The organism is Pseudomonas sp. AIG (assembly GCF_977020205.1).
The window spans coordinates 21,022-45,017 of the sequence record NZ_CDROCK010000044.1 but is presented as its reverse complement, the minus strand read 5'-3'; the positions used below and the strand labels follow the sequence as shown (position 1 = coordinate 45,017).

The following is a 23,996-nucleotide window of genomic DNA, read 5'->3' as shown; positions in this document are numbered from 1 at the left end:
TAGCATCATTGAACCGTGTGTCGTGGTCAGAGCCACCTACACTGATGGCTGTAACTGGCCCGATACAAAAACTCCAGGGCACTCCCATGCAGCGACTGGAAGCACAAAAAACACCTGCGCCGGACACCCCGGCCGCAATGGGCAAGAGTTGGCGCGAACAGTTCAATCTGCTGCGCTGGTTCTCGCTGGCGAGTTTTTTCATCATCGCCGCTGTGGCGGTGGGCCTTGGCTATATCTCCACGCGCTTCGTCGTCACCGAAAGCGTTGAGCGCGATGCGTTGCTGACCGCGCAATTTGTTCAGGCCATTGGCGCGGCGGAAATACGCCACGCCGGTATCACCCCGGCGCGGACCATGGGTGAAATGCTCGACCCGCGCCAGGACAACAACTTTCCCGACGTCGATCCGGGCGCCCATGCGGCGGCCCGCGCCGAGTTTCTCGACCACGTTGAACACCTGCCGGACGTTCTCCTGGCCACCGTGTATGCGCTGGATCGCACGGTGATCTGGTCGACCAACCCAGAACTGATCGGGGTCAAATTCGAGGATGACGACGAACTTGACGAGTCGTTCGAGATGAAAGTCGCGGTGTCCTCCAGTTACCACAAGATCGACGATGAGAAACCCGAACAGCAATTGCTGCGCGAACCGAAATACCTGTTCATCGAGAACTACATCCCGATGTTCAACGCCGACAAAAGCAAAGTCATCGCCATGGTCGAAATCTACAAGGAACCGGCGGATCTGGTTGACCGCATCGACCGTGGGTTCGCCTCGATCTGGGCGGCGACGTGTTTCGGTGGCGCGGCGATCTTCCTCGCCTTGTTCTGGATCGTCCGCCGCGCCGCGAAACTGCTGCAGAGCCAGCAGCAACAATTGATCAGCAACGAAACCTTTGTCGCCCTCGGCGAGATGTCGTCGGCGGTGGCGCACAGCCTGCGCAATCCACTGGCAACCATTCGCTCCAGCGCCGAACTGGCCCAGGAAATCGCCAGCCCCGGCGCGCAGCGCAACATTGGCGACATCATCAGCCAGGTCGATCGCATGTCGCGCTGGGTGCGCGAGCTGCTCGTGTCGCTGCGGCCGATGAATGATGACGGCGAAGCGGTGGATCTGGTGATGGCGGTTGAAGATACCTTTGGCGCATTTGATGCACTGATTAAACGCAGTGGCGTCGAAGTGCGATTCAGCCCGCAAAACTGCGCACCGGTCGTCAGCCAAAAGGTGCTGCTCACACAAATACTCAATAGCCTGTTTGCCAATGCCCTGGAAGCCATGCCCAAGGGCGGTGTGCTCAGCGTCGAATTCGAATCGCCGCAACCTGACCGCGTGCGCCTGACCGTGAGTGACACCGGCAAGGGCATGAGCGCGCAGCAGCAACTGTTGGTGTTCAAACCGTTTTTCACCACCAAACAGGGCGGCCTCGGGGTTGGCCTGGCGTTGGTCAAACGCATCATGGAGCGTTTCGCAGGTTCGGTCGTGCTGACCAGCCGCGAGCAGGAAGGAACCCGCGTCAGTCTCAACTTCAAAGTGGCATCGGGAGGGGAATATGGAACACAGCATTCTGCTGGTCGAGGATGACGAACTGCTGGCCGAGAATATTCAGACCTACCTGGAGCGCAAGGACTTCGAGGTGACCGTCTGCCATTCGGCCGAAGACGCGTTGGCGCAACTGGAAACCTTCATGCCTGACATCGTGCTGACCGACAACTCGCTGCCGGGCATGAGCGGCCACGACCTGATCCAGAAGCTGCGCATCAGCGCGCCGGATCTCAAAGTGATCATGATGACCGGCTACGGCAACGTCGAAGACGCGGTGGTGGCAATGAAGGAGGGCGCCTTTCATTACGTGACCAAACCGGTCGCGCTGCAGGAACTCAAACTGCTCCTCGACAAGGCCCTGGCCACCGAACGGATGGAGCGCACGCTGTCGTTCTATCAGGAGCGCGAGGCACAGAAATCCGGGGTGCAGGCGCTGATTGGCGATTCGGCGCCGATGCAATATCTGAAAAACACCATCGGCCAGTTGCTCGACGCCGAGCGGCGCATGGCCAACACCGATCTGCCGCCCGTTTTAGTGGAAGGCGAGACCGGCACCGGCAAAGAGTTGGTGGCCCGCGCATTGCACTTCGACGGCCCGCGCAGCAAAGGTCCGTTCATTGAATTCAACTGTGCGTCGATCCCGTCGAATCTGGTCGAGTCGGAGCTGTTCGGGCATGAGAAAGGCGCGTTCACTGACGCCAAGGATCGCCGGGTCGGGCTGGTGGAAGCGGCGGATGGCGGCACGTTGTTTCTCGATGAGATTGGTGAAATGGACCTGCTGTTACAGGCAAAGATTTTGAAGTTGCTGGAGGACCGCACCATTCGCCGGGTCGGTTCGGTGAAGGAGCGCAAGGTCAATCTGCGGGTGATCAGCGCGACCAACTGCAATCTTGAACAGATGGTGCAGCAAGGAAAATTCCGCCGCGATCTGTTTTTCCGCTTGCGGATCATCTCGATCAAGGTGCCGCGCCTGTATGCACGGGGCGATGACATTCTGTCGCTGGCGCGGCACTTCCTCGCCAGTCATGGCAAACGCTATGGCAAACCGAATCTGCATTTCAGTCAGCAGGCTGAGGAGTTGCTGCTCAGTTACACCTGGCCGGGCAACGTGCGCGAATTGCGCAACATGCTTGAGCAGACCGTGTTGCTGGCGCCGAGCGACACCATCGCCGCGCATCAGCTCAACGTGTGCATGAGCCTGGTCGACGAGCCGCCGCTGCATATTCATGAAGCCCCGATGCACTACGAACCGCGTCCGGCGAGCAACACCGAATCGATGAACCTGCCGGAAGTCGAGCGCGACATGGTGCGCAAAATGCTCGACAAGACCGACTGGAACGTCACCAAGTCCGCGCGCCTGCTCGGCCTGAGCCGCGACATGCTGCGCTACCGCATCGAAAAACTCGGCCTGGCCCGGCCGGATAAACGCCAGTGGTAAAAAAGCAGATGTCCAAGTCGATACACCCCCCTGTGGGAGCGAGCTTGCTCGCGAAAGCGTTGGATCAGTCACTTTGATGTTGGCTGACACACCGCATTCGCGAGCAAGCTCGCTCCCACAGGGTTTTGTGGTGTCTGGTTAATACTCGGTCGTCAGGATCAATGCTGCTGCCGACTCAAACATTCCAGCAAACAACCCGGATCCAGCACCTCGTCATTCACATAAATCCCGCGCTCGGCATCGTATGTGCGGATAAACACCCGCACCGTCGCATCCGCCACGGTCGGCAGTTGCGAATCGTAGAATTCATGGTCACCCGGAATCACCACAAAATCCTGTGGCGCCGTATCGTCGTAAGGCTTGGGCGGCGTGGAACTCAGTGAATACGGGGCAGGGTGGGCGAAGGGCTGGTTGGGCCCGTAGTAAACAAAATTGCTGTCCAGCGCTTGCGCCTGAGTGGCAGCAAGCAGACAGCCAGTCAACAACAGCCGATCGAGCATATGCATGGCGGCACCTGCGAGTGCGGTTTTCCCCAAGGCTATTAACTATAGCTGCCCTGCATTCAAGCAACCGGGTGATTGATCACGTGCCCCGGTTGTGCGTAGGCCTTGAGCACATAGCCGATTGCGCGAAGAAACTCTTCGTTATCCCCATTTGCAAGAACCTGGGACAGGTATTCGTTGATGGCTTCGTCACTGTCCAGCAGTGCTATCACGTCGAAATTCGTCAAAGTCTGGCTCATGGTTAAACCTCCTTAGCCATTTTTGTGCACGTCGGATGACTGCGCTTTGTGAGGGTATCCACGTGAGCAGAGTTGAATAGTCAGCCGTGTCCTTTATCTGTTTTGATAATTCGCCGACATTTGTAGGCAAGAACACCCTGCTATGTAGGAGCCGCCGAAGGCTGCGATCTTTTGATCTTGATCTCTAAAAACAAGATCAAAAGATCGCAGCCTGCGGCAGCTCCTACAGGAATTGGCTTACAAGTTTGCAACAACCGCAATTGCCGGGCTGATCTAGACTCGGGTCCGCTCAATCACGAGCAGCGTCCGGAGTGCGCCATGGAAGTGCCCAACAATAAAACCGCCATCGAGAGCAATCGACAGGCGTGGAACGATTCCGCCCGCCATCACCAGGAGTCGCCTGACTGGCAGGCCTTGCTCGGCGAGGTCGCGCAGGCGGATTTCTCTTGCCTCGATGAGACCCTGAGCGGGTTGCTGGAGGTCGACGGCAAAGAGGTGATTCAACTGGGCTGCAACAACGGCCGTGAGAGTCTGTCACTGTTTGCGCTGGGTGCCAGAAGCGTGGTCGGTGTCGATCAGTCGGCGGCGTTTCTCGATCAGGCGCGTGAGCTGAACAAGCGTTCACCGCACAACGCCGAGTTCATCGAAAGCGATATCCATCATTTGCCAGCGTCTTTGCACAATCGCTTCGATGTGGCGCTGATCACCATTGGTGTTTTGAACTGGATGCCGGACATCGGCGAGTTTTTCCGCCATGTCGCCTCGACCCTGAAACCGGGTGGCAAACTGGTGATCTACGAAACCCATCCGTTTCTGGAAATGGTCGACCCGGATGCGGAAGATCCGTATCAGCTCGCCAGTTCGTACTTCCGCACCGAGCCGTTTGTGCAGGAAGAGCCGATTGTCTATGTCGGCAAGGTTGAGCAGCCGGCGGCGAAGTCGTACTGGTTTGTGCATACGCTGGGGGATATTTTCAGTGGCGCGATTGCGGCGGGGCTGAATGTTGCGCACTTCAAGGAGTATGCGCATTCGAATCGGGAAGAGGTGTATGACCGGTATCTGAATCAGCGAGCGCAGATGCCGATGTGTTTTACCCTGGTTGCCAGCAAGGCCTGAAGATAATCAGCGCAGCTAGCGGCCTCATCGCGAGCAGGCTCACTCCTACATTTGGAATGCATTCCCCTGTAGGAGTGAGCCTGCTCGCGAAGACGGCCTGACTATCGCCAGATATCTTGAGTTTGACTCAAGCCTGCGCCGCCGCACTCACCACCGGCCGCCCCGGTTTGCGCAGCGGTTCCAGCCGCGAACCCTGATACCGCGTTTCGCGGAAAAACTTCCAGCGCCCGAACAGGCAATACACGTGCATCACACGACCCTGCTCGTGGTAGCCCATGCGGATATGCAGCTTCAGCGCCGGAATATTGTGCGTCTCACAAACATCCACCACCTTGGTGCAACCCTGCGCCGCCATCGCTTCCCACAACGCCACCTGCACGTCCACCGACAGGCTGCTGCCGAAATACGCACGGGTCATCTCGCCGCCGAATTCAAAGAACTCACCGGGCTTCACCGGGAACGTGCAGCCGTAGTAATGACGGTCGTGATAGTCACGAATGCTGCCCCAGATAAACGCGACGGCGTGCCCGTCAGCATCAAGGTACATGTGCCCGGTGTGACCCTCGGAGGCCAGTTGCGCCATGGTCTCCACGCGATCACCGAAATGCTTGCTGAACGCGATGGCGTTCTCCGCCGTGATATCGACTTTGCTCAGGCCCTCGTAAGGACGCAGCTTGTGTGGCGGCACCGGACTGACCAGGTCACGCTCCATCCACAACAGTTCCCAATGGAAGAACACGTAGCGTTTCCACAACGTGCTGAAGGTGCGGCCAAGGCCTTTGTGACGGATGCGTTCTTGTAGTTTTTCGATGACGCTCATGATGCCCTCCGTGGCCGTAGCCCGGGTGTTGTGGATGGTGCTTTTGTGGGTATAGATCAGCCTTGCCAATTCATTTCAAAGTGCCATCTTCGAATGTATTGCAAGGTATGTAACTCAATCGAGTGCTGTAGCGCCGCGTAGAAAATCCTTGTTCAGATCGCTGTAGGAAACCCTTGGGATACCCGCCAGCCGCTGCTCTAGCACGCGGCTCAGGGATTCCTCCGGGTTGAGATAGGCGTCACCAAAATCGGCGCCGAGTTGTGTCGGGTGGGCGACGACTTCCAGCACGCCGTCGGTCGGCGCGCTGTCGTTGCGCAGGTCGATCGGCGTGCACACATAGTCGGCGGTGACACCGGCCAGATTCTGCAAACGCCAATTGAGCAACCCCTTGAATACGCGCTTGGGCAGATTGAGGTTCTGCCCCAGGTTGCGCGCCAGCCGCACCGGCACCCCTTGATGCGCGGCAAACCGCGCGACAATCTCGCCGATCGGCCAGATGTTGTGCACGTGCTGATGCGAATCGATGTGGCTGGGGCGCACGCCGTGATCGACGCAACGTTGCCACTGCGCCTGCAACTCTTCACGCACCGCCTCACGGTCCTCGCGGCCCAGCCAAAAACGCTGACGCGGCAGACTGAGGTCGAACACGCCGAAGTCATCGCAGAAGGTGCGCCGGGCCACAATTGCCTGGCTCAAGGGTCGCCCGTAAGTCAGGTTGAAGTGCAGGCCAACCCGGCCTTGCAGGCTCGCATGCCGGGCCATGGCACACGCCGCCTCGAACGCCGGCATGTTGGCCATTGCCGTGGCAGAACTGATGACCCCGGCCTGAAACGCGGCGAAGATCACCGAGTTTTCGTTCGGGCTGAGGCCGAAATCGTCAGCGTTGACTATGACTTGGCGAGGCATGTTCGCCCTCCGTGGTGATCGCGACAGGTTTCAGTGCAGGTTTCGCTGGTTCGGCACGACGTGCCCGCCAGGCCTGCACGTGTGGTTTGAGTCGATGCCACAGGCGCAAACCCAGACCGAGGAGGAGGCCACTCGGGCGCCAGGAATAAAAACTCCAACGCCAGTGCTCGAGTTGCCCGGTCATGCGTTCATGCAGTTGATGGCTGGAGTTTTCCAGGCTGACCCGCGAGGCATCGATCCAGCGCCAATTGTCGTCGAGTCCCCAACGAATCCATTCCTCCAGCAACACCCGGCCGCTGCCCAAGTCGGCGTATTGCGGCAAGAAGGCGAGGTTGTAATCGTAGAGTCGCCCCTGTTCGAGCAGGCCGAGGCGATAGCTGATGCAGCGCCCGTTCAACTCCAGCGTCACCACCCGTACCAGGCCTTGGCCAGCGAGGGCGGTGAAGGCGCGTTCGATCAACTGGCGGCTGCGTTCGCCAGCGAAAATCCCTACACCTTCATCGCCTTTCCAGCTCACCGCTTCGACGTCGCTGATGACCTGCAACAGCGGCCCCATGCTCATCGCGTCGGGAACAATGCGCCGCACCTCGGCACCGCACGCGGCAATGCGTTTGCGCGCCCGGCGTAGCTTGTAACGCGGATCGCCGGAGACTTCCTGATGATCCGCTTCGCTGATCAGATGCACCGGCACCCGACAACTCAAGCGTCGCTCACCCGTGGAGCTGCGGGCCATCCATTCGGTCAGCGTGCTTTCTTCACCGGCAGGCTCGGACAATTCATTGAGTTGCAACAACGCATGGGGCACCTGTTGACGAATCAGCAGCAAGGCCTGGCGCATGTCCTCGCCGCCAAGCAACGACAACAACGCCAAGCGATCCGCCAGCGGATAACCCAAGTGATGCAGAACCCGAAACGGCACGCCGGCAAAGCGCTCGCGACTCGCCACCAGCGGCAGACACAGACGCAATTCGTCCGCTTCCCAGCCCAGCAGGATGTGCAGTCGCTCACTCTCAGCGAGGGCCTGCTCGGCCGCGTACAACCAACCGAGGTTGTTGAACGGCGTGTGATCCGTCACCCGCAGGCGCAGCGCTTCATAGGCTGCTTCCGGGAAATCGGCGGCGCACAGCGAAGTGCGCCATTCAAATCGCGTCACCATAGGCTCAGGTCGCCGTGGCTGTTACGGGTGGACGGGACGGTTTGCGCAACGCATCCAGACGCGAACCGCTGTAGCGGCTTTCGCGGTAGAAACGCCAGCGACCGAACAGGGTGTACACATTCATGATGCGGTTTTGCTCGGTGTAACCCATGCGCAAGTGCAGCTTGAGCGCCGGGATGTTGTGGAACTCGCAGACGTCGACAACCTTGTCGCAACCTTGCGCGGCCATGGCTTTCCACAGCTCCAGTTGCAGGTCCACCGACAGCTCGGTGCCCCAATAGGCGCGGGTCAGCTCACCGCCGAATTCGAAGAACTCGCCGGGTTTCACCGGGAACATGCAGCCGTAGTAATGCCGGTCGAAATAGTCCCGCGAGCTGCCCCAGATAAACGCCACCGCGTCGCCCTGATCGTCCAGGTGCATGTGCCCGGTGTGACCTTCGCTGGCCAGCTCGGCCATGGTGCCGACACGGTCGCCGAAGTAGCGGGCGAAGGCGCTGGCGTTGTCCGCCGTGATCTTCACCACCCGCAACGGCGGGTAGGGTTTGAGACTGTGCGGCGGCACCGGGCTGACCAGGTCGCGTTCCATCCACAGCAGTTCCTGATGGGAAAAAATGTAGTGTTTCCAGGCTTTCTTGACGGTGGCAGTGAGTCCTTTCTGCCGCAGATTTTCAGTCAGTTTGCTCAGCATGTTCATGGTCTTGGCTCCTGATGACGAGGCATCGCGCGGGCACAGGGCTGCGCGGCTGAACATCAACGGACGGTTCATGAAGCGTTCCAGCCGAGGGCGAAAAGGGTTTGCCCCGGCAGCTCGAAACGCACACGCCCGTCCTGGCAGGTAAATGGCGCGTCGCGACTGCGATTGTCAGCACCGAAGTAGCGCAGGGCGCCGTTGTTCAGCGGGCATTTGGCGCCGCTCAGGTCCACCCGTTGCAAACGCGTGCCTTTGTTCACCCCGAGCAGGCCGCGCTGATCGTCGCCGGCCATCGCCAGCACATCGACTTCGAAGGCATCGTTTTCCAGCCAGAGCACCCGATGCAGCCAGTGCTGGGCAATGAACTGCTGGGCCAGACCGACCGGTTTCAGCTCGAAACGATCGCCGCCCAAGATCCGCAACATGCCCTTGGGATACTGCGGCTCATCGGCGGCCTGGAACCAGTTGAGCATGCTCAGCAAGCCGTCCTGCGAAGCGTTGATCACCACCGACGCCCACCACAGCGAAGCGTAGTGGGTTTCCTGATCGTAGGGGCTGAGGCTGGAGCCGCTGGACAGGTTGGTCTGGTCGAGCAGCAAGGCTTTGCGCGGCTGGCCTTTGCCGTCGAGGCCGACCAGTTCGGCGGCGCGGCGCACACTGTCGCGATACACGCGGGTGGCGAGCAAATCGCGGATCATCCATTCGTGCCACGCCAGTGCATCGACCTGATCGCCGGATTCGCTGAGCAAGCGCCGCGCCCAATCAATCCCGCGCTTGTCTGCCGCGTTATTGGCAAACGGCCCGTTGACCAGTCGCGAACTGGCCGGCATGGCAATGCGCACGCCAGCCTTGGCATTCGCCGGATCACTGCGCACCTGCCGGGCCATGCTGGCGAAAATCGCTTGATACTGCGCATAGCTGGAATAGTTGAGGTTCGGCTCGTCGGCAAAACCGATGTAGTGCGTGCCTTTGCCGCCGAGCGCGCGGGTGCCGGCCAGCCACGCATCGAGGCCGCTGTTGCTCTGCACATCGGCGCGCAGATCGGCCTGACGCTGACTGCCGGCCAGCAGGGTGATGTCCTGCTTGATGCCGAAACGCTCCTGATAGACCTGGCGGAACGCGTCTTCGAAATGCGGGTTCTTCGCCGTCACATCAACAAAGCTGTAGTAACTCGCGGCGGTCGGTTTCAGCGCATCCAGCGCAGCATGACTGGCGGGCGGCGGCATCACGTAGGGCAGGGCAATGCCCAGATCCGGCGTGCGCCCGAGGATTTTTTCGTGCAACACCAGACGTGTCTGGCCGGCGTCTTCACGCAGCGGTTTCAGTTGTTGTGGTGTCTGGGCGAACAGGTTGGCTGTGCCATCGAGCCAGAACGCCGCTTTGCCGCTGCCTTGCAGACGCAGGCGCCAGACCTGTTCGCGTTCGCTGACGGGCAGGGCAACTTGATCGAACTGCCAATAGGCGCGATACGGTTTCAATGCCAGCGTCAGTTGCTGCTCATCGCCGACCCGCTGCGCCTGCAAACCACTGACACCACCATGAAACTTGCCCGCCAGCACCGCGTGTTCACCCGGCGCAATCTTGAAATACAACGCGTCGCCATTGTGCGTATCGGCGCTGAAATGCACTCTCGCCGGGGCGAATAACGCGACCGTGCGCTCGTCGTGTTCGACGCGATAATTGCGAAAGCTGTAGCCGGGAATCTCCAGTCGATAACTGGCCGCACCGGGCAACAGTGGCCAGCTCTGGCTGCCACGCACTTCACTGGCCTTGATGAACCGATCGCCTGCCAGTTTGCCTTGGCCGTCGAGCAGATACAGATGCTCTTCGTTGGCGTCTGCCTGCCACGCTGGCGTCCAGCGCACGGTCACCGTATCGGGGCGATCGGCTTGCAGGTACAGACTGCCGTCACGGATCTCGCCCCAACGCATCGACGCGGCGAAGGCGTCCAGCGACAGGCCGAGACCGAGCAGCAGGGCCAGGCCTTTCATGCGGTTTTCCGGCGTTGCAACATCAGCCACATCGGCGTGACGTCACGGGGCAGGATGATCAGCGTTTGCCAGAACGGCACGCCGCTCAGACGGCAGTAAAGCACCAGCATCGCCACGGTCACCGCCAGATAGGCAATCGACGAAGCCGCCGCTGCGCCGACGATGCCGTAAGCGGGAATCATCACCAGGTTTAATGCCAGATTGAGCAGGGCACCCAAGCCCATCAGCAACGACACCGTGCCTGGGCGGTTCTTGCCGAGCAGGTCGAGACGCAAAATGCTCGCGTAGCACAGGCCCAACAGCCCCGGCAGCAATGCCAGCAGCGCCGGATACGCCGGTTGGTACGCTGCACCGAACAAGGTGACGATCAGCCACTCGCCAATCACCGCCATGGTCAGGCAGGCGCCGAGCATCACCGTGGCCGTCAGGCGCAGGGCCAGCGGCGTGACCTTGTCCATGCCTTCGTCCTGTTGCAGCAGACGCTTCATCAGCGGTGTGGTCACTGCTTCCGGGACGATCAGCAGCAGCTCGGCGGCCGCGCTGGCCATGGCGTAATGACCAAGGGCGGTGCTGCCGAGCAGGGCGCCGATAAACAGATAATCCGAGCGCAGGATCACTTGCTGGAACAGCAGATCGGGATGGCTGCGCGCGCTGTAGCGCAGCAGTTCTTTCTGGCTGGCGCGGTCCCATTGCAGTTGCAACGGCTGCGCGCGTTTGAGCCAGACCCAACCGACCAGCACCACCAGACTGATGCCGGCCAGCCAACTGATCAATGCGGCTTCGAGGGCGGCGCTTTTCCACATCCAGAACAGCGCGAGAAACAGCAACAGCGGCGCCAGCGATTCGACCAGACGCAAGGCGTTGAACGCAACCACACCACCGGAGGCGTTGTGCAGCGTCAGCAAACCGCTTTTCAATACGGTCAGCGGCACTGCCAGCAGCAACAGCCAGGCGAGCAAGCCGAGCTGCATTGTCACATCCAGCTCAGTGCCGAATTCGCGCACCAACGCCACCACCAGCAAGGTCAGCAACGCCGCCAGCAAACAACCGAACACCAACACCTGACTGAGCAACAAGCCCATCGGCCGTTGCTTGGCCGCTTGATAACCCACCGCCGAGTTCAAGCCGCCACTGGTGGCCGCGCTGATCAAGTCCGGCAGGGTGCTGAGCAACGCAAACAAGCCACGCTCACTCGGTCCGAGAATCCGCGCCAGCAAGACGTTGCGCAGCAAACGCAAGGCGATCATCGCCAGTTTGGTGCCCATGCTCAGCGCCAGATGTTTGAGGTAATTGCCTCGGCTCATGGCCGCGCCCCGCGAAAGATCCGCCACGACAGTAATTGCGGATTGCGCGCCGTGCGCTGACTGACGCCGAAGCGCGGCAGGTTCAGCGGATCGCCTTCGCCGCGATAAATGCCGGTGCCGGTGCCCAGCGCAAACGGATAGTCATGGCTGGCAATCTGTTGGCGCACGCGCTCATCGTTGTCGCCATTGGGGTAGCAATACACCGGCAACGGCCGGTTGCAGCCGTTGTGCAACGCATCGCGGCTGCGGCTGATTTCTTCGCTCAGACGCACGTCGTCGAGGCCGGTGAGGATGGCGTGACTGGCGCCGTGCGGGCCGAAACGCACGAGGCCGGAGGCTTCCAGCGCGCGCACTTGATGCCAGTCCAGCGCCTGCGGTTGCGACTCTTGCGGGCATTCATCGGTCAGCCGTTCAAGCTCCTGTGAGTCAATCGACTTCAAGCCTTGCAGGTAATGCAGCAGCGCCAGGCTGCGGCGGTCAACGTCGATGTCATCAAGCAGCACCGGCAACGGGTGATGCAGGGCGTGCAGGCATTCGATCAAGTGCATCCGCGCCTTGTCGCCATGGCTGCCCCACAGGGTTTCGCCGAGGCTTTCCCACCAGAAGCGCTGGCGGCTGCCAATGAAATCGGTAGAAAGAAAAATGCTCGCCGGCACCTGATGTTTTTGCAGCAGCGGATAGGCATTCACCGCGTTGTCACGCCAGCCGTCATCGAAGGTCAGCGCCACCCGAGGGCGCTCGGTGCGCAACGAATTGGGCTGAAGGATTTCCATCAGCGGCACGCAATCGAAATGCTTGCGCAGCCACACCAGCAAGTGCTCGAAGGCTTTCGGCCCCACGCACAGTTCATTACGGTGCGGCAGATCGGCGGCGCGGTCGTTCGACAGCACGCGGTGCAGCATCAGAATCACCCCGGCGCCGTGTAATTGGTTACGGCCCATGGACGAGTTGAGATAGAGCCAGCCACTGGTGCGTTTTAGTAATTGTTTGATCGCCATGGCTTCGGTCCTCTTAACGGTTCTGTTCAGGATTCCACTGGGCATACCGCTGACCGCGCAGGAACTGCCACAGACCGAGACTCATCCCGGCGAGGGTGACCAGCAGAAACGCGGCGAGGCGGAAGGGTTTCGGCAAGCGGTGTTGCGAATCCAGCAAACCGGCAATCGCCACGGCATAGCCGAATAATTGTGCGATCAGGGCCAGGCGATAGAAGCCGTGGTCGTCCCACAGCCAGAAGTTGCTCAGCAGCAGCGGCAGCAACAGGACCGGCGCGAGACGGCGGATCAGTTTGTGGCTGATCAAGGCAATCGAATACAGACCATATTTCAGCGGATTGAGCAGCTCGCGGCGCTGGGCCAGGCTTTGCAAACCACCCACGGTGACGCGCTGACGGCGGCGGAATTGCTTGTCCGCCTCATCGACACCGTGGTCGATCACCTGCGCTTCCGGCACATAGACGATGCGTTTGTGCGCGACCGGTGCGCAGGTGCTGATAAAGAAATCGTCGTTGACCTCGGCCGGCACGTTCTGGAACAACTCGCGACGCAGGGCGAGCAGGGCGCCGTCGGCGGAGACCATGCAGCCGGTGCGGTTTTCCACGCGGCGCAGCCAGCCTTCGTAATGCCGATAGAGGCTGTCACCCACGCTCAAACCGCCGCCGGTGACCGGAATCACCATGTGCCCGGCACAACCGCCAACGTTGGGATCATTCAGCGGCGCCAGCAGATAACCGAGGGTCTCGCGTGACCATTGGTTGTCGGCATCGGTGAACACCAGAATGTCGCCGGTGCTGAGGGCCACGCCGGCATTCAGTGTCGCCGCTTTGCCTTGGCGCGGCAGGTCGAGGACGGTGATGCGCGGATCGACAACCTTGTGCGCGCAGGCCACGGTGTCATCGGTCGAACCGTCGCTGGCCAGAATAATCTGCAGGGTTGCTGGCTGATAATCCTGCGCCAGCAACGTGCGTAACTTGTGCTCGATGTGCCGCGCTTCATTGTGTGCAGCAATCACGATGCTGACGTTCAGCGGCGGCGCCGGCGTGTGGCGCCACGCCGGAAACAGTGGCGCCAGAATTGTCAGCAGCAGCGGGTAGCCCACGTAGGCATAGACCGGCAGCAACAGGCACATCCAGAAAATGAATTCAGCCACGGGCAGGCCTCCTGGCGTTCCAATGACACAGACTCAAAATGAACGCGGCGCCGGCCAGGTGCAGACGCATCCAGTGCAGCCCCCACAGTTGCAGGGTCAGGCCGATGTTTCGGTGTTTGACGCTTTGGCGCAGGCTGAGGACCAGTCCCGGTATCAGTGTCAGCATGACCATCACGGCGGCATGATGTGGAAAGCCATCGAGCAGCGCCGAGATCGCCAGAAAATCCAGCAACCACACCAGCAGCGACAGCATCGGGAAACGCAGCAGGCGCAGGCTGAACCCGTGGGTGCGCAGCAGTTGCAGGTGACTGCCCTGACGCCACAACTCCTTGCCCATCCACTCACGCCAGTTCATTTCGTAACCCCAATGCAGGGCGACGTTGTCATTGATCGACAGCAGCCGCGCGCCCTGTTCGTGCAGGCGCAGGGTGAACTCCTTGTCCTCGCCGGTGCGCAGGCTTTCGTTGAAACCACCGACCTTGTCGAACCAGCGGCGAAGCATGAGCAAGTTGGCGCTGGGCAGCCAATCGACAACATGCGAGGTCTGCGACGACACACGCAAGGTGCGCCGTTGCCAGGCGGTGGCGTACCACGGCGCTTCGGCCGGGGTGTGCAGATCAAGGCCGAAGACATCGGCCTGACCGCTGGCCTCAATGTCGAACAATGGCTTGAGCCAGTTCTCCGGCATTTCAATGTCGGCGTCGATAAACGCTAGCCATTCACCCGTCGCGATGGCTGTGCCGCGATTGCGCAGGGCGCCGATCAACAGTCCCGGCAGCACCAGCACCTGCGCGCCGAACTGACGGGCAATGTGCGGTCCTTCATCGGTCGAGCCGTTGTCGACCACGATCAGCTCGCACTCGACATTGGCGGCATGCGCGGCTTTTTGCGCCGCCAGCAGCGTGCGGCCAATGTGCCGGGCCTCGTTGAACATCGGGATGACGATACTGATGCGGCTCATGCCCTGGCCTCCGTGGTCAGTGGCGCCTGTTCGGCTTTCAGGCGCAGCACGCTGGTCATGGCGAGCATGATCCACACGTATTTCTGGTTCGGTGCGCTGAGGAACATCAGGAACAGGGTCAGCGACAGAAAGCTCACACCGAGGTGGGTCATCATGTCGGCCTGATGCCAGTCGCGGCGCAGCATCCACGCGGCGCGTGCGCGAATCAGGTTGTACAGACCGAGGCCGAGCATGCCGACGAACAACAGTCCGGCAGGCACGCCCAATTCACTGAAGATTTCCAGGTAGGTGTTGTGCGCGCGGCGATAGAGGTCGCCGATCTTGCGGTTGGCGGAAAACGCCTTGGCGTAACCAGTGGTCGCGTAATGCAGCGGGAACGTGCCGGGGCCGGAACCGAGCAGCGGGTTCTCGCGGATCATCTGGCTGCCGACGACGATGTACGAAGCGCGGCGACCGAGGGATTCGTCGTTGTGACCCTTGGCGCCGGCGCTCAACACGCTCAGCGATTGAATGCGCGCCAGGTAACCGGCGGGCATCGCGTAGATCGCCAGCGGAATCACGATGGCCGCGCCGAGCATGGCAAAGCCCAGATGCCGAGGACGAATCCGCGTCAGTTGTGCGCGGTAATGCCAGCAGCCGATCAGCAGGCTCAGCGCCAACACCACCAGACCCGAGCGCGATTCGGTTTTGGTCATGCCGCCGAGTAACAGCAAGCAGCAACCGCCCCAGAACAAGCGGTGCAACAGGTTAGGACTGCGGATTACCAGCAACAGACCCATCGGCACAGCAAACGCAATCAGCAGGGCGAAGGCGTTGGGGTCTTCGAGCAGGCCGGCGGCGCGGCCCTGATCCTGGAACTTGGTCGAGAACATCGCCATTGCACAGGTGGTGCTGACGGCGAGGGTGACCAGTCGGGCGAACAGATCGAGGTTCAGTTCGCGGCCGATCAACAAGGTGATGACGAACAGAATCAAGCCGACGCTGAGTTCGCGCAGATGGCCGAGCGACATGCCCAGGTCATCGGTATTGAGCAGGCTGAGGAAGTACAGAACCATGAACCAGATCAAGTAGCGCCAGATATTGCTGCGCAGGCGCTCCGACGGAATCTGGTGCAGCGCCAGTTGCAGCATCAGGATCACCGCCAGCGAAGCGCCGATGAGTTTGCTTCCGGACAGCGAACTGTCCTTGAAGAAGCCCTCGAACGGCACCAGTGCGGCAATGCCGAGCAGACCCCAGGTCGGCTTGCGGTACAGCAGCGCAAATCCCACCAGGCCCAGCACCGCCCCCGGCGCCAGAAACGGATAAGGGCTGGCCAGCAAACCGATGCAGACCAGACCGAGCAGACTGACGATCGAGAGCGGGAAAATCATGCGCGTGCCTCCCGTGCCGTGCGGATGTACAGCTGCGACCAGCGTTCGGCCAGGGCCTTGAGGTCGTAGCGATCCTGTTGCGTGCGTTTTGCGTTGTCGCGCAGTTGCCGGGCCAGCTTCGGCTCGCTCAGCAGGGTGTCGAGCTGACGGGCGAGGGCGGCGCTGTCGGTGGGCGCGGCGAGCAAGCCGTTGTGCCGGTGTTCCAGCACATCAGGAATGCCGCCGACGCCGAACGCCACCACCGGCACCCCGGCCTGCATGGCTTCAAGCAAAATCATCGGTGTGCCTTCGGTGCGCGAGCTGATCACCAGCGCATCGAGTTGCTGCCACCACGGTTGCATGGCGATCTGGTAACCGGGTAAACGAATCCGTTGCTGCAGACCGGCGCTGTCGATCCGCGCCTGCAACGCCTCACGTTCCGGGCCATCGCCGAGCATCACCGCGTCCAGTTGCGGATGCTGATGACACAGCGGGATCAGTGCATCAAGAAACAGATCCGGGCCTTTCTCGCTGCTCAAGCGGCCGACGTAACCGGCCAGCCAGCGTTGCCGATCCGCATCCGGCACCAGCGCCGCAGCGGCTGGCAGACCGTTGGGGATCACCTGCAACTTTTCCGCGCGGACGCTGGCCTGACGGTGCAGCACCGCGATGCTTTCCGCCACGCAGACCACTCGATCCACCGACGCGGTGCGGCACAGTTGCAGGCTCAGCCAGGTGTAGAACTTCTGCTTGCGACTGCGCGGCGTGAAACCGTGCTGGGTGATCACCAGCGGCAGGCGCCACAGCGACGCGCCGACCCAACCGAATAACAGACCTTTGAAATTGTGCGTATTGATCAGCGGTTTTTCCCCGCGACGCTGACGCAGGTGCCGGAGTAATTCGCCCAGCCCGGCACAGCCGCGGCAGTCCACCCCGGCCTCGCGAAAGCGTTGGATCAATTCTGGCGGCGCGTCGAGAAACAGCACCTGATGCTGCCCCGGCGTCGCCAGACAATGATCCAGCAACATGCGCTCGGCCCCATAGAAGCCGCCGCTGCTGAGCAAATGAATGATCGGCAGCGCGGCAGTCGGGGAGGATGCGGTGCTCAATTGCGCACCCAGTGCAGGAAGCTTGGCACTGTCCAGTTCTTGTGCGGATTGCTCGGCAGCGTGTTCTGGTCGTTGATCACCAACAGCACCGGTACGCCCAGTTCGTGGCTGATTTGCGCCGGGTGTTTGAAGCGGTGATCGAAGAACTCACGCACGTAGACCAGGGCAATCGCCAGCAGCAACCCGGTGAACAAGCCGAACGGAATGATCAGGCCCGGTTTCGGGAACGCCGCTTCGGTCGGTTCGAACGGCGGGCTGAGCACCCGGGCGTTGGACAGATCGTCGTTGAGCGCACCGGTGGTGCTGCTTTCGGCGAAACGCTGGGCGTAGGTCGAGAACGCGGCGTGCAGTGCATCGATTTCGGTGTCCATCTGCCGCAGCTTGCTTTGCGTTTGCTGCAACTCGTGGATGCGGTTCTTGAACTCGGCGATGCGCGCGGTTTTCTGATCGATCACCTGCTTGACCACCGCCAGATCGTTAGTGCGTTCCTGGATGCGGTTGCTCACCACTTTGAGGAACTGGCCACGGGTGCGCGCAATCTGCTCGCGGGTCAACAGCATCGGTTCGCTGCCAGGCTGGAACACCGCCAGGTCATTCATGTAGCGGCTGACCTGGGTGGTCAGTTGCTCGCCCATCTGTTTGATTTCCCGATCCTCGAACGCCACGTTGTCGACGGTGGTGGTGAAGGTGTAGGGGAAGGTGTAATCGTTGAGCTTGTTATTGCTCGCGGCAGCCAGTGCAGTTTTCAGGTATTCGAGCCAGCGCTGGCTCTGTAACAGGCGATCCTGGTACAGGTTCAGGGCTTGCTCTTCAGTGTTGATGGCATTGAGGCGGAAGGTGATTTCTTCCTTCGGATCCGACGAGCCGACACTTTCCAGCAACGCTTGACGGTTGCCTTCGAGGCCATCGAGGCGCACTTGATAGAGGTGCTTCTTCGACTCGTAGAAGGACTGCGGCAAATCGATCGACTGCAAGGCCTGACGGCTGAACAGATAGTTCTGCAGCAAAGCTGAAACAAACGTTGTGCCCTGATGCGGATCGGGGAAGCTGTAGATGATCGAGATCACGTTGGAGCCGGGCAGGGTCTCGATTTTCAGACTGTCGATGGCTTGTTGAGTCAGCGCGTCGAGTGCGGTGTCACGCACCGGATCGGTTTCCAGCCCGAGCACGTTGCGCACCGGGTTGATCACGTACTGGCGCAGCGGCGAGCTGATGTAGCGCTTGAACGGCTCGGCCACCAGTTTGCTGAAGATACCCGGCGAAGGCGTGTATTCACCCTTGTCGCGCAGTTCGCTGATGGTCTGGCGGATCAGCGCCGGCGAACGGAGGATGTTGCTTTCCGTCTCCATGTCCGCCAGCGACGGCGGAATGAACGTAGCGTTGTCCACCGTCAGCGACGTGGTGGCGTCACCCTGGGAGAGTTTTTTCGACTGCACGATGACCTGCGCGGTGATATCGAAGCTCTGTTTGAGCACCAGCGGCAGGAGCAGGGCGATGACTGCAAAGATCAGGAAGACCCGTTTCACCAGTTGCTTGTTGGCGAAGAAGATCCTGAAGAACTCATGCAGGTAGTTTTCCTTTGGATTCATGTCGGTCACCTGAGAGTCAGTTGTTGTTGCTGTCTTTGTTGTCGACGCGGTAGCCGAAGCTGAACCCGACGCCCTGGAACAGCACCACGTCGGCCAGTTGGCGGGCGAGTTCGCCGGCGCTGGCCAGTTTGGTTTTCGGCACGTAAAGCATGTCGTCCGGTTGCAGATAGGCGATCTGCGAAGCGTCGCCAGACAGCGCCTTCTCGACGTCGTAATGCACCGCCTGCACCTGATTGCCGTTGCGGCGCATGATCACTACCGAATCCAGGCGCGCCTTGACGTTGGTGCCTCGGGCCAGGGTCAGCGCTTCAAGCACCGAGACCGGACGGCGGATCGGGTAGGAACCCGGTTGGCCGACTTCGCCGAGCACATAAATCTCGTTGCCGGCGGTGGATTTCAGCAGCACGTCCACGGTCATGCGGCCGGGCAATTGCGCGTACTTCTTGTTGAGGAAGGTTTCCAGTTGATTGACGGTCATGCCTTGCAGCGGCACGGCGCCGATTTCCGGGAAGCTTGCGTAACCGTCAGTGCCGACGGTGATCTCGCGGCTCATGCCGGTGGCTGGGTGGTTCAGCGCGCTTTTCAGGTTCTGCTCATTGGTCAGCGGGCTGATGATCTGCACGGTCAACTGATTGCGGTTGGGCTGGAACAGTTGCTTGCGCTGATAGGCGCGCTGGATTTCTTCGCGGGCCTGATCGCTGGTCAGCCCGGCGATTTTCACCGAGGTGTTGGCGCCCGGCAGTTCGATGGTGCCGTCGGGCAGCACCAGTTGATTGCCGTTGAGCTGGCTGGCGGCGGTGAAGTTCAGGCCGATCTGGTCACCCGACTGCACGCGGTACGCGTCCGAGCCGCTGGTGCTGATATGGAAAATCACGTCGAGCACATCCTGCGGGCGCAGGGTCTGCTCGATCTTCGGCATGTCGGTCGCCTGGGCGTTGGCCGGGGTGGCGGTGAGGATATTCACCGGCATGTTCTGGGTTTCGGAGGTGCTTGAGCAGCCTGCAAGCGGCAGCATCAGCAGCACAAGAATCTTGGCGTTCATGGCGTCATCCTTCGCGTTCGCTTAGAGGTTTTTGTAAAGCCATTTGGGCATGTAGTACTTGCGCCGGTTGAACACGCTGCCAACCACTTTTGCCCCGGCCTGGGTCAGGCGTTGCACGGCGGCCTGGGCGACTTCCCAGCGGGTGTCCTCGGCGCGCACGACAAACACCACGCCATCGACCTGAGTGCTGATCACCAGCGTGTCGGCGGCGGAATACACCGCGTCGCCGTCGATCACCACGAAGCGGTACTGACTGCCCAATTGATCGAGCAACGGGCTCAGACGCTCGGCGGTCAGGTGTTCCATGGTGCGGATCGGCCGGCCGTTGGGCAGCACGTGGAAGGGCAGGCTCGAGACCTGCACCACGCAGTCCTGCAACAGCGGTGGGTTATCCGGGTTGAACAGCAAGTCGCGCAGACCGCGCTCCTTGCTTAAATTCAACTGCTGCGTGAGGTTGTTCGCCGACTGGCTGGCGTCGACCAACAGCACCTGGCCGCTGCTCATTTGTGCCAACTGGCTGGCCAGCGCCAGGGCGCTGGTGGTGGTGCCGGCGCCGGGGTTGGCGGCGGTCAGGAACAGGATCCGCAGATCAAGATCCAGCACGGTCGAGGTCAGGTTCGATTCGCTGGGATTGGCGATGCTCAGGCTTTTGTTGGTTGAACCGTCCATTAGCTTGCTCCGTGGCCGCTGAATACTTTGAAAGGGGTTTTCAAGAGAATCTTCAGATCAAGCAAAAGGCTCTGCTCGGCGATGTAGCTGAGGTCCAACTCAACGCGCTGGTCGAAGTCGATATTGCTGCGTCCGGAGATCTGCCACAGGCCGGTCATGCCGGGGTAGATCGCCAGACGGGCGAGGTGACTGTCCTTGTAGCGGTAGGCGTTGAACGAGGTCGGACGCGGGCCGACCAGGCGCATGTCGCCGGTCACTACATTGATCAGGTTGGGCAATTCATCGAGGCTGGTGCGCCGCAGAAAACCGCCGATGCGGGTGATGCGTGGGTCCTGGTCAATCTTGAAGTCGATGGCGTCGGCACCGTGCTTGTTCAGGTGACGCAGCGACTCTTTCAATTCTTCGGCGTTGGCGACCATGGTGCGAAACTTGTACATGCCGAACTTGCGGCCACGGTAGCCGGTGCGTTTTTGCACGAACATCACCGGGCCCTTGCTGGAGTATTTGATGGCCAGTGCCAGGCCCAGCAACAGGGGTGAAATCAGTACCAGAATCATCAGCGCACCGAGGCAGGCGACCACGCGATTGGTGCGCGACAGTTGCCATGGGCGACCGCCATCGCGACCGGTGAACCAGCCGCGACCTTGACGATGAATCGCTGCATCGAGGCGCATGCGCTGTTCAGGATCCATGCGCTTGTCACGCTGCAGTTGTTGGATCGGTACACCTTTTTCATGTCCAGTCATGGAGTCCTCCACATGAATTCAGCCGCGAGCGGCGCGTGGGCGATAGGCAGTGGGGTAGTAGTCGCGGAACCAGGCGATAAAACGTCCGAGTCCCTCATCCAGCTCTATCCGGGGCTGAAATCCGGTGGCCTGGGCCAGATCGCTGGCCTCGGCGCAGGTGTTGAGCACGTCGCCCGGTTGCAGTGGCAACAACTCGACAAGGGCTTTCTGGCCGAGGTGTTTTTCCATCAGCGCCAGATAGGTTTTCAATTCCACCGGATGCTGCCCGCCGATGTTGAACAGCCGCCACGGCGCCATGCTGCTGGCCGGGTCGGGCTGCTCGCGATCCCATTGCGGATCAGCGTGCGGTGGCAGTTCGGTGAGGCGGGCAATGCTTTCGATGATGTCGTCGATGTAAGTGAAGTCGCGCTGGTGCTCGCCGTAGTTGAACAGCTTCAACGGCTCACCTTCGCTGATCGCCCGGGCAAACTGGATCGGCGACATGTCCGGCCGGCCCCACGGCCCATAAACGGTGAAGAAGCGCAGGCCGGTGCAGGGAATGCCGAACAGGTGGCTGTAGCTGTGCGCCATCAGTTCATTGGCTTTTTTCGTTGCGGCGTACAGCGACAGCGGGTGATTGACGCCGTCTTTCACCGAATAAGGCGTGTGCTGGTTGGCGCCGTACACCGAACTGGATGAGGCATAAATCAAGTGCTCGACCGGGTGATGCCGGCAGCTCTCGAGAATGTTCAGAAACCCATCGAGGTTACTGTCCAGATACGCCCGCGGATTTTCCAGCGAGTAACGCACGCCGGCCTGCGCCGCGAGGTGGATCACCACTTGCGGGCGTTCGCGGACAAACAGCGCTTCGAGGGCCGAGGCATCGGCCAGGTCAACCGTGGCGAGCTGGAAATCGCCGACCTGCTCGCGCACCCACTGCACACGGTCGTGCTTGAGTTGTGGGTCGTAGTAGCCGTTGAAATTGTCCAGGCCGACCACCGCATGCCCGTCGCGCATCAGCCGCAACACGCAATGGGCACCAATGAAACCGGCTGCACCGGTGACCAGCACCTTCATGGCCGTAGCCCTTCGGGAGCGATGTGGCGCAGACCGATGCCGCTGTAGTGCAGGCCGGCGGCGGCCACTTGTTCCGGGTTGTAGAGGTTGCGCCCATCGATGATCACCTTTGAGCGCAGTTTTTCGGCGAGCAGTTCGAAATCGACCACGCGGAAGTTTTTCCACTCGGTGCAGATCACCAGGGCGTCGGCGTCTTCCAGGGTGTCGTCGCGGGTGGCGCACAGGTGCAAATCGTTACGGTAACCGTAAATGCGCCGGCATTCGGACATGGCCTCCGGGTCGTAGGCTTGCACGCTGGCACCTTCGGCCCACAGCGCATCCATCAAGTAACGGCTCGGTGCTTCGCGCATGTCATCGGTGTTCGGTTTGAACGCCAGGCCCCAGATCGCGATGGACTTGCCGGCCAGCCCTTGCGGGAATTGTGCTTTGAGTTTGCTGAACAGGATGTGCCGCTGCAGGTCATTAACGTCGGTGACGCTGCGCAGCAGTTTCAGTGGCATGCCGTTGTGTTCGGCGGTGTGCAGCAGGGCGCGCAGGTCTTTGGGAAAGCACGAGCCACCGAAGCCGCAGCCCGGGTAGATGAAGTGGTAGCCGATGCGCGGATCGGAGCCGATGCCTTTGCGCACTGCTTCAATGTCGGCGCCGAGCAGTTCGGTGAGGTTGGCCAGTTCGTTCATGAAGCTGATGCGGGTGGCGAGCATGGCGTTAGCGGCGTACTTGGTCAGCTCGGCGCTGCGGTTGTCCATGAACATCAGTTTTTCGTGGTTGCGGCAGAACGGCGCGTACAACTCGCTCATCTGCTCGCGGGCTGCGTCGTCGCGGGTGCCGACGATGATCCGGTCCGGGCGCATGCAGTCGGCGAGGGCGCTGCCTTCCTTGAGGAATTCCGGGTTGGAGACCACGCGCACGGTCAGACCGGTTTTGTCGCGGCGCTGCAATTCGCTGTTGGCGGTGGCCAGCACTTGATCCGCCGTGCCCACCGGCACCGTGGATTTGATGATCAGGGTGCGATCGGCCTCCATGTGCGAGGCAATTTGCCGAGCAACGTTGAGCACGTGGCTCAGGTCCGCAGAGCCATCCTCATCGGCAGGCGTGCCAACGGCGATGAAGATCAGTTCGGCATGCTCGACCGCATCGCTGGCCTGGGTGCTGAACAGCAAACGGCCGGCCTTGATGTTTTCCTCAAGCGTGCTGGACAAACCGGGCTCGCTAATCGGCGGCACCGCTTGTTGCAGTTGTTTAATCTTGTTCGGGTCAATATCCACGCATAAAACGCGGTGACCGACATCTGCAAGTGCGGCGGCTTGTATTAGTCCAACATAGCCCGTGCCAAATACGCTCACGTCCATCTGCGCACCCTCGATAGAGCGAAAAGAAGAAGTTCAAAATGAGACTGTCAAAAGGGGTATAGCGCAGGGTTTGAAAAGCGTGTCAGCAAAATGACATGTTGCACCTGTATAACAGCCCCAATTTTGGGGGCGATTGGCCATCAAGTGCTTGCTATTGCTGGATTTGTCCCGTGCTTGACGCTTTTTTCACATTTAAAAGAAAACGATGGACGGTCGAAAGCCGCGAATTTAAAGGCTTTCAGCAACTTGAGTGTGTCAGATTTGAGTCAACGG

At 60.6% G+C, this 23,996-nt stretch carries 21 protein-coding genes and 1 pseudogene; 3 read left to right on the top strand and 19 right to left on the bottom strand.

Features of this window, described 5'->3' with window-relative positions; translation table 11 throughout:
- Positions 1 to 86: 86 nt before the first annotated feature.
- Together ACWR1S_RS22645 and ACWR1S_RS22640 are read left to right on the top strand one after the other, a co-directional pair.
- Positions 87 to 1,580, top strand: coding sequence for a sensor histidine kinase (locus ACWR1S_RS22645; RefSeq protein WP_331695379.1), 1,494 nt, complete (start codon positions 87 to 89; stop codon positions 1,578 to 1,580).
- Complete coding sequence (locus ACWR1S_RS22640; RefSeq protein ID WP_016983353.1) at positions 1,549 to 2,979, top strand: sigma-54-dependent transcriptional regulator; 1,431 nt, start codon at positions 1,549 to 1,551, stop codon at positions 2,977 to 2,979. The genes ACWR1S_RS22645 and ACWR1S_RS22640 overlap by 32 nt, the downstream gene beginning before the upstream one ends.
- 158 nt (positions 2,980 to 3,137) lie before the next feature.
- On the opposite strand, the gene ACWR1S_RS22635 is transcribed toward ACWR1S_RS22640, so the two are convergent.
- Together ACWR1S_RS22635 and ACWR1S_RS22630 are read right to left on the bottom strand one after the other, a co-directional pair.
- Positions 3,138 to 3,485, bottom strand: coding sequence for a hypothetical protein (locus tag ACWR1S_RS22635; protein WP_454565063.1), 348 nt, complete (start codon positions 3,483 to 3,485; stop codon positions 3,138 to 3,140).
- A gap of 98 nt (positions 3,486 to 3,583) precedes the next feature.
- Positions 3,584 to 3,721: pseudogene (locus tag ACWR1S_RS22630) on the bottom strand (helix-turn-helix domain-containing transcriptional regulator); the annotation flags it as partial.
- A 318-nt stretch (positions 3,722 to 4,039) separates the two neighbouring features.
- Between ACWR1S_RS22630 and ACWR1S_RS22625 the strand changes: the two are divergent.
- Entirely contained in the window at positions 4,040 to 4,837 is a 798-nt protein-coding gene (locus tag ACWR1S_RS22625) for a class I SAM-dependent methyltransferase (RefSeq protein WP_454565062.1), read from the top strand.
- A gap of 127 nt (positions 4,838 to 4,964) precedes the next feature.
- Here the strand turns inward: ACWR1S_RS22625 and ACWR1S_RS22620 are convergent, their stop codons facing one another.
- The 17 genes from ACWR1S_RS22620 to ACWR1S_RS22540 form a co-directional block, all read right to left on the bottom strand.
- Positions 4,965 to 5,657, bottom strand: coding sequence for an N-acetyltransferase family protein (locus ACWR1S_RS22620; RefSeq protein ID WP_454565061.1), 693 nt, complete (start codon positions 5,655 to 5,657; stop codon positions 4,965 to 4,967).
- A 114-nt stretch (positions 5,658 to 5,771) separates the two neighbouring features.
- The gene (locus ACWR1S_RS22615) at positions 5,772 to 6,563 is read right to left on the bottom strand and encodes a ChbG/HpnK family deacetylase (protein WP_454565060.1); all 792 of its coding nucleotides are present in this window, start codon (positions 6,561 to 6,563) and stop codon (positions 5,772 to 5,774) included.
- A complete protein-coding gene (locus ACWR1S_RS22610) occupies positions 6,535 to 7,719 on the bottom strand; it encodes a GNAT family N-acetyltransferase (RefSeq protein WP_454565059.1) in 1,185 nt (394 codons plus the stop codon). Before ACWR1S_RS22610 ends, ACWR1S_RS22615 begins: the two co-directional genes overlap by 29 nt.
- A 4-nt stretch (positions 7,720 to 7,723) precedes the next feature.
- The gene (locus ACWR1S_RS22605; RefSeq protein WP_454565075.1) at positions 7,724 to 8,413 is read right to left on the bottom strand and encodes an N-acetyltransferase; all 690 of its coding nucleotides are present in this window, start codon (positions 8,411 to 8,413) and stop codon (positions 7,724 to 7,726) included.
- A gap of 68 nt (positions 8,414 to 8,481) precedes the next feature.
- Complete coding sequence (locus ACWR1S_RS22600; RefSeq protein ID WP_454565058.1) at positions 8,482 to 10,401, bottom strand: hypothetical protein; 1,920 nt, start codon at positions 10,399 to 10,401, stop codon at positions 8,482 to 8,484.
- On the bottom strand, positions 10,398 to 11,705 hold the full coding sequence (locus tag ACWR1S_RS22595) for a lipopolysaccharide biosynthesis protein (protein WP_077572254.1): 1,308 nt from the start codon (positions 11,703 to 11,705) through the stop codon (positions 10,398 to 10,400). The genes ACWR1S_RS22600 and ACWR1S_RS22595 overlap by 4 nt, the downstream gene beginning before the upstream one ends.
- Positions 11,702 to 12,703, bottom strand: a complete 1,002-nt coding sequence (locus ACWR1S_RS22590; protein WP_454565057.1) for a polysaccharide deacetylase family protein — start codon at positions 12,701 to 12,703, stop codon at positions 11,702 to 11,704. The genes ACWR1S_RS22595 and ACWR1S_RS22590 overlap by 4 nt, the downstream gene beginning before the upstream one ends.
- A gap of 13 nt (positions 12,704 to 12,716) precedes the next feature.
- Complete coding sequence (locus ACWR1S_RS22585) at positions 12,717 to 13,853, bottom strand: glycosyltransferase (RefSeq protein WP_454565056.1); 1,137 nt, start codon at positions 13,851 to 13,853, stop codon at positions 12,717 to 12,719.
- Positions 13,846 to 14,814 (bottom strand): glycosyltransferase, encoded by a 969-nt coding sequence (locus tag ACWR1S_RS22580; RefSeq protein ID WP_454565055.1) that lies wholly within the window; start codon positions 14,812 to 14,814, stop codon positions 13,846 to 13,848. Before ACWR1S_RS22580 ends, ACWR1S_RS22585 begins: the two co-directional genes overlap by 8 nt.
- Entirely contained in the window at positions 14,811 to 16,184 is a 1,374-nt protein-coding gene (locus tag ACWR1S_RS22575) for an O-antigen ligase family protein (protein WP_454565054.1), read from the bottom strand. The genes ACWR1S_RS22580 and ACWR1S_RS22575 overlap by 4 nt, the downstream gene beginning before the upstream one ends.
- Complete coding sequence (locus tag ACWR1S_RS22570) at positions 16,181 to 17,272, bottom strand: glycosyltransferase family 4 protein (RefSeq protein WP_454565053.1); 1,092 nt, start codon at positions 17,270 to 17,272, stop codon at positions 16,181 to 16,183. The genes ACWR1S_RS22575 and ACWR1S_RS22570 overlap by 4 nt, the downstream gene beginning before the upstream one ends.
- Entirely contained in the window at positions 17,269 to 18,861 is a 1,593-nt protein-coding gene (locus ACWR1S_RS22565) for a GumC family protein (protein WP_454565052.1), read from the bottom strand. Before ACWR1S_RS22565 ends, ACWR1S_RS22570 begins: the two co-directional genes overlap by 4 nt.
- A 16-nt stretch (positions 18,862 to 18,877) precedes the next feature.
- Complete coding sequence (locus tag ACWR1S_RS22560; RefSeq protein WP_331695387.1) at positions 18,878 to 19,903, bottom strand: polysaccharide biosynthesis/export family protein; 1,026 nt, start codon at positions 19,901 to 19,903, stop codon at positions 18,878 to 18,880.
- Between the two features lie 21 nt (positions 19,904 to 19,924).
- Positions 19,925 to 20,572, bottom strand: a complete 648-nt coding sequence (locus ACWR1S_RS22555; protein WP_213028214.1) for a CpsD/CapB family tyrosine-protein kinase — start codon at positions 20,570 to 20,572, stop codon at positions 19,925 to 19,927.
- The gene (locus tag ACWR1S_RS22550) at positions 20,572 to 21,318 is read right to left on the bottom strand and encodes a sugar transferase (protein ID WP_331695388.1); all 747 of its coding nucleotides are present in this window, start codon (positions 21,316 to 21,318) and stop codon (positions 20,572 to 20,574) included. Before ACWR1S_RS22550 ends, ACWR1S_RS22555 begins: the two co-directional genes overlap by 1 nt.
- An 18-nt stretch (positions 21,319 to 21,336) precedes the next feature.
- The gene (locus ACWR1S_RS22545; RefSeq protein ID WP_454565051.1) at positions 21,337 to 22,374 is read right to left on the bottom strand and encodes an NAD-dependent epimerase; all 1,038 of its coding nucleotides are present in this window, start codon (positions 22,372 to 22,374) and stop codon (positions 21,337 to 21,339) included.
- A complete protein-coding gene (locus ACWR1S_RS22540; protein ID WP_454565050.1) occupies positions 22,371 to 23,723 on the bottom strand; it encodes a UDP-glucose dehydrogenase family protein in 1,353 nt (450 codons plus the stop codon). Before ACWR1S_RS22540 ends, ACWR1S_RS22545 begins: the two co-directional genes overlap by 4 nt.
- Positions 23,724 to 23,996: the final 273 nt, after the last annotated feature.

Excerpts from the sequence above, each read along its gene's own strand:
- ACWR1S_RS22620 (WP_454565061.1), bottom strand. The coding sequence starts at position 5,657 with ATGAGCGTCATCGAAAAACTACAAGAACGCATCCGTCACAAAGGCCTT.
- ACWR1S_RS22550 (WP_331695388.1), bottom strand. The coding sequence starts at position 21,318 with ATGACTGGACATGAAAAAGGTGTACCGATCCAACAACTGCAGCGTGAC.
- ACWR1S_RS22605 (WP_454565075.1), bottom strand. The coding sequence starts at position 8,413 with ATGAACATGCTGAGCAAACTGACTGAAAATCTGCGGCAGAAAGGACTC.
- ACWR1S_RS22610 (WP_454565059.1), bottom strand. The coding sequence starts at position 7,719 with ATGGTGACGCGATTTGAATGGCGCACTTCGCTGTGCGCCGCCGATTTC.
- ACWR1S_RS22565 (WP_454565052.1), bottom strand. The coding sequence starts at position 18,861 with ATGAATCCAAAGGAAAACTACCTGCATGAGTTCTTCAGGATCTTCTTC.
- ACWR1S_RS22645 (WP_331695379.1), top strand. The coding sequence starts at position 87 with ATGCAGCGACTGGAAGCACAAAAAACACCTGCGCCGGACACCCCGGCC.
- ACWR1S_RS22635 (WP_454565063.1), bottom strand. The coding sequence starts at position 3,485 with ATGCATATGCTCGATCGGCTGTTGTTGACTGGCTGTCTGCTTGCTGCC.
- ACWR1S_RS22540 (WP_454565050.1), bottom strand. The coding sequence starts at position 23,723 with ATGGACGTGAGCGTATTTGGCACGGGCTATGTTGGACTAATACAAGCC.
- ACWR1S_RS22590 (WP_454565057.1), bottom strand. The coding sequence starts at position 12,703 with ATGGCGATCAAACAATTACTAAAACGCACCAGTGGCTGGCTCTATCTC.
- ACWR1S_RS22640 (WP_016983353.1), top strand. The coding sequence starts at position 1,549 with ATGGAACACAGCATTCTGCTGGTCGAGGATGACGAACTGCTGGCCGAG.
- ACWR1S_RS22595 (WP_077572254.1), bottom strand. The coding sequence starts at position 11,705 with ATGAGCCGAGGCAATTACCTCAAACATCTGGCGCTGAGCATGGGCACC.
- ACWR1S_RS22625 (WP_454565062.1), top strand. The coding sequence starts at position 4,040 with ATGGAAGTGCCCAACAATAAAACCGCCATCGAGAGCAATCGACAGGCG.
- ACWR1S_RS22580 (WP_454565055.1), bottom strand. The coding sequence starts at position 14,814 with ATGAGCCGCATCAGTATCGTCATCCCGATGTTCAACGAGGCCCGGCAC.
- ACWR1S_RS22560 (WP_331695387.1), bottom strand. The coding sequence starts at position 19,903 with ATGAACGCCAAGATTCTTGTGCTGCTGATGCTGCCGCTTGCAGGCTGC.
- ACWR1S_RS22555 (WP_213028214.1), bottom strand. The coding sequence starts at position 20,572 with ATGGACGGTTCAACCAACAAAAGCCTGAGCATCGCCAATCCCAGCGAA.
- ACWR1S_RS22615 (WP_454565060.1), bottom strand. The coding sequence starts at position 6,563 with ATGCCTCGCCAAGTCATAGTCAACGCTGACGATTTCGGCCTCAGCCCG.
- ACWR1S_RS22575 (WP_454565054.1), bottom strand. The coding sequence starts at position 16,184 with ATGATTTTCCCGCTCTCGATCGTCAGTCTGCTCGGTCTGGTCTGCATC.
- ACWR1S_RS22600 (WP_454565058.1), bottom strand. The coding sequence starts at position 10,401 with ATGAAAGGCCTGGCCCTGCTGCTCGGTCTCGGCCTGTCGCTGGACGCC.
- ACWR1S_RS22545 (WP_454565051.1), bottom strand. The coding sequence starts at position 22,374 with ATGAAGGTGCTGGTCACCGGTGCAGCCGGTTTCATTGGTGCCCATTGC.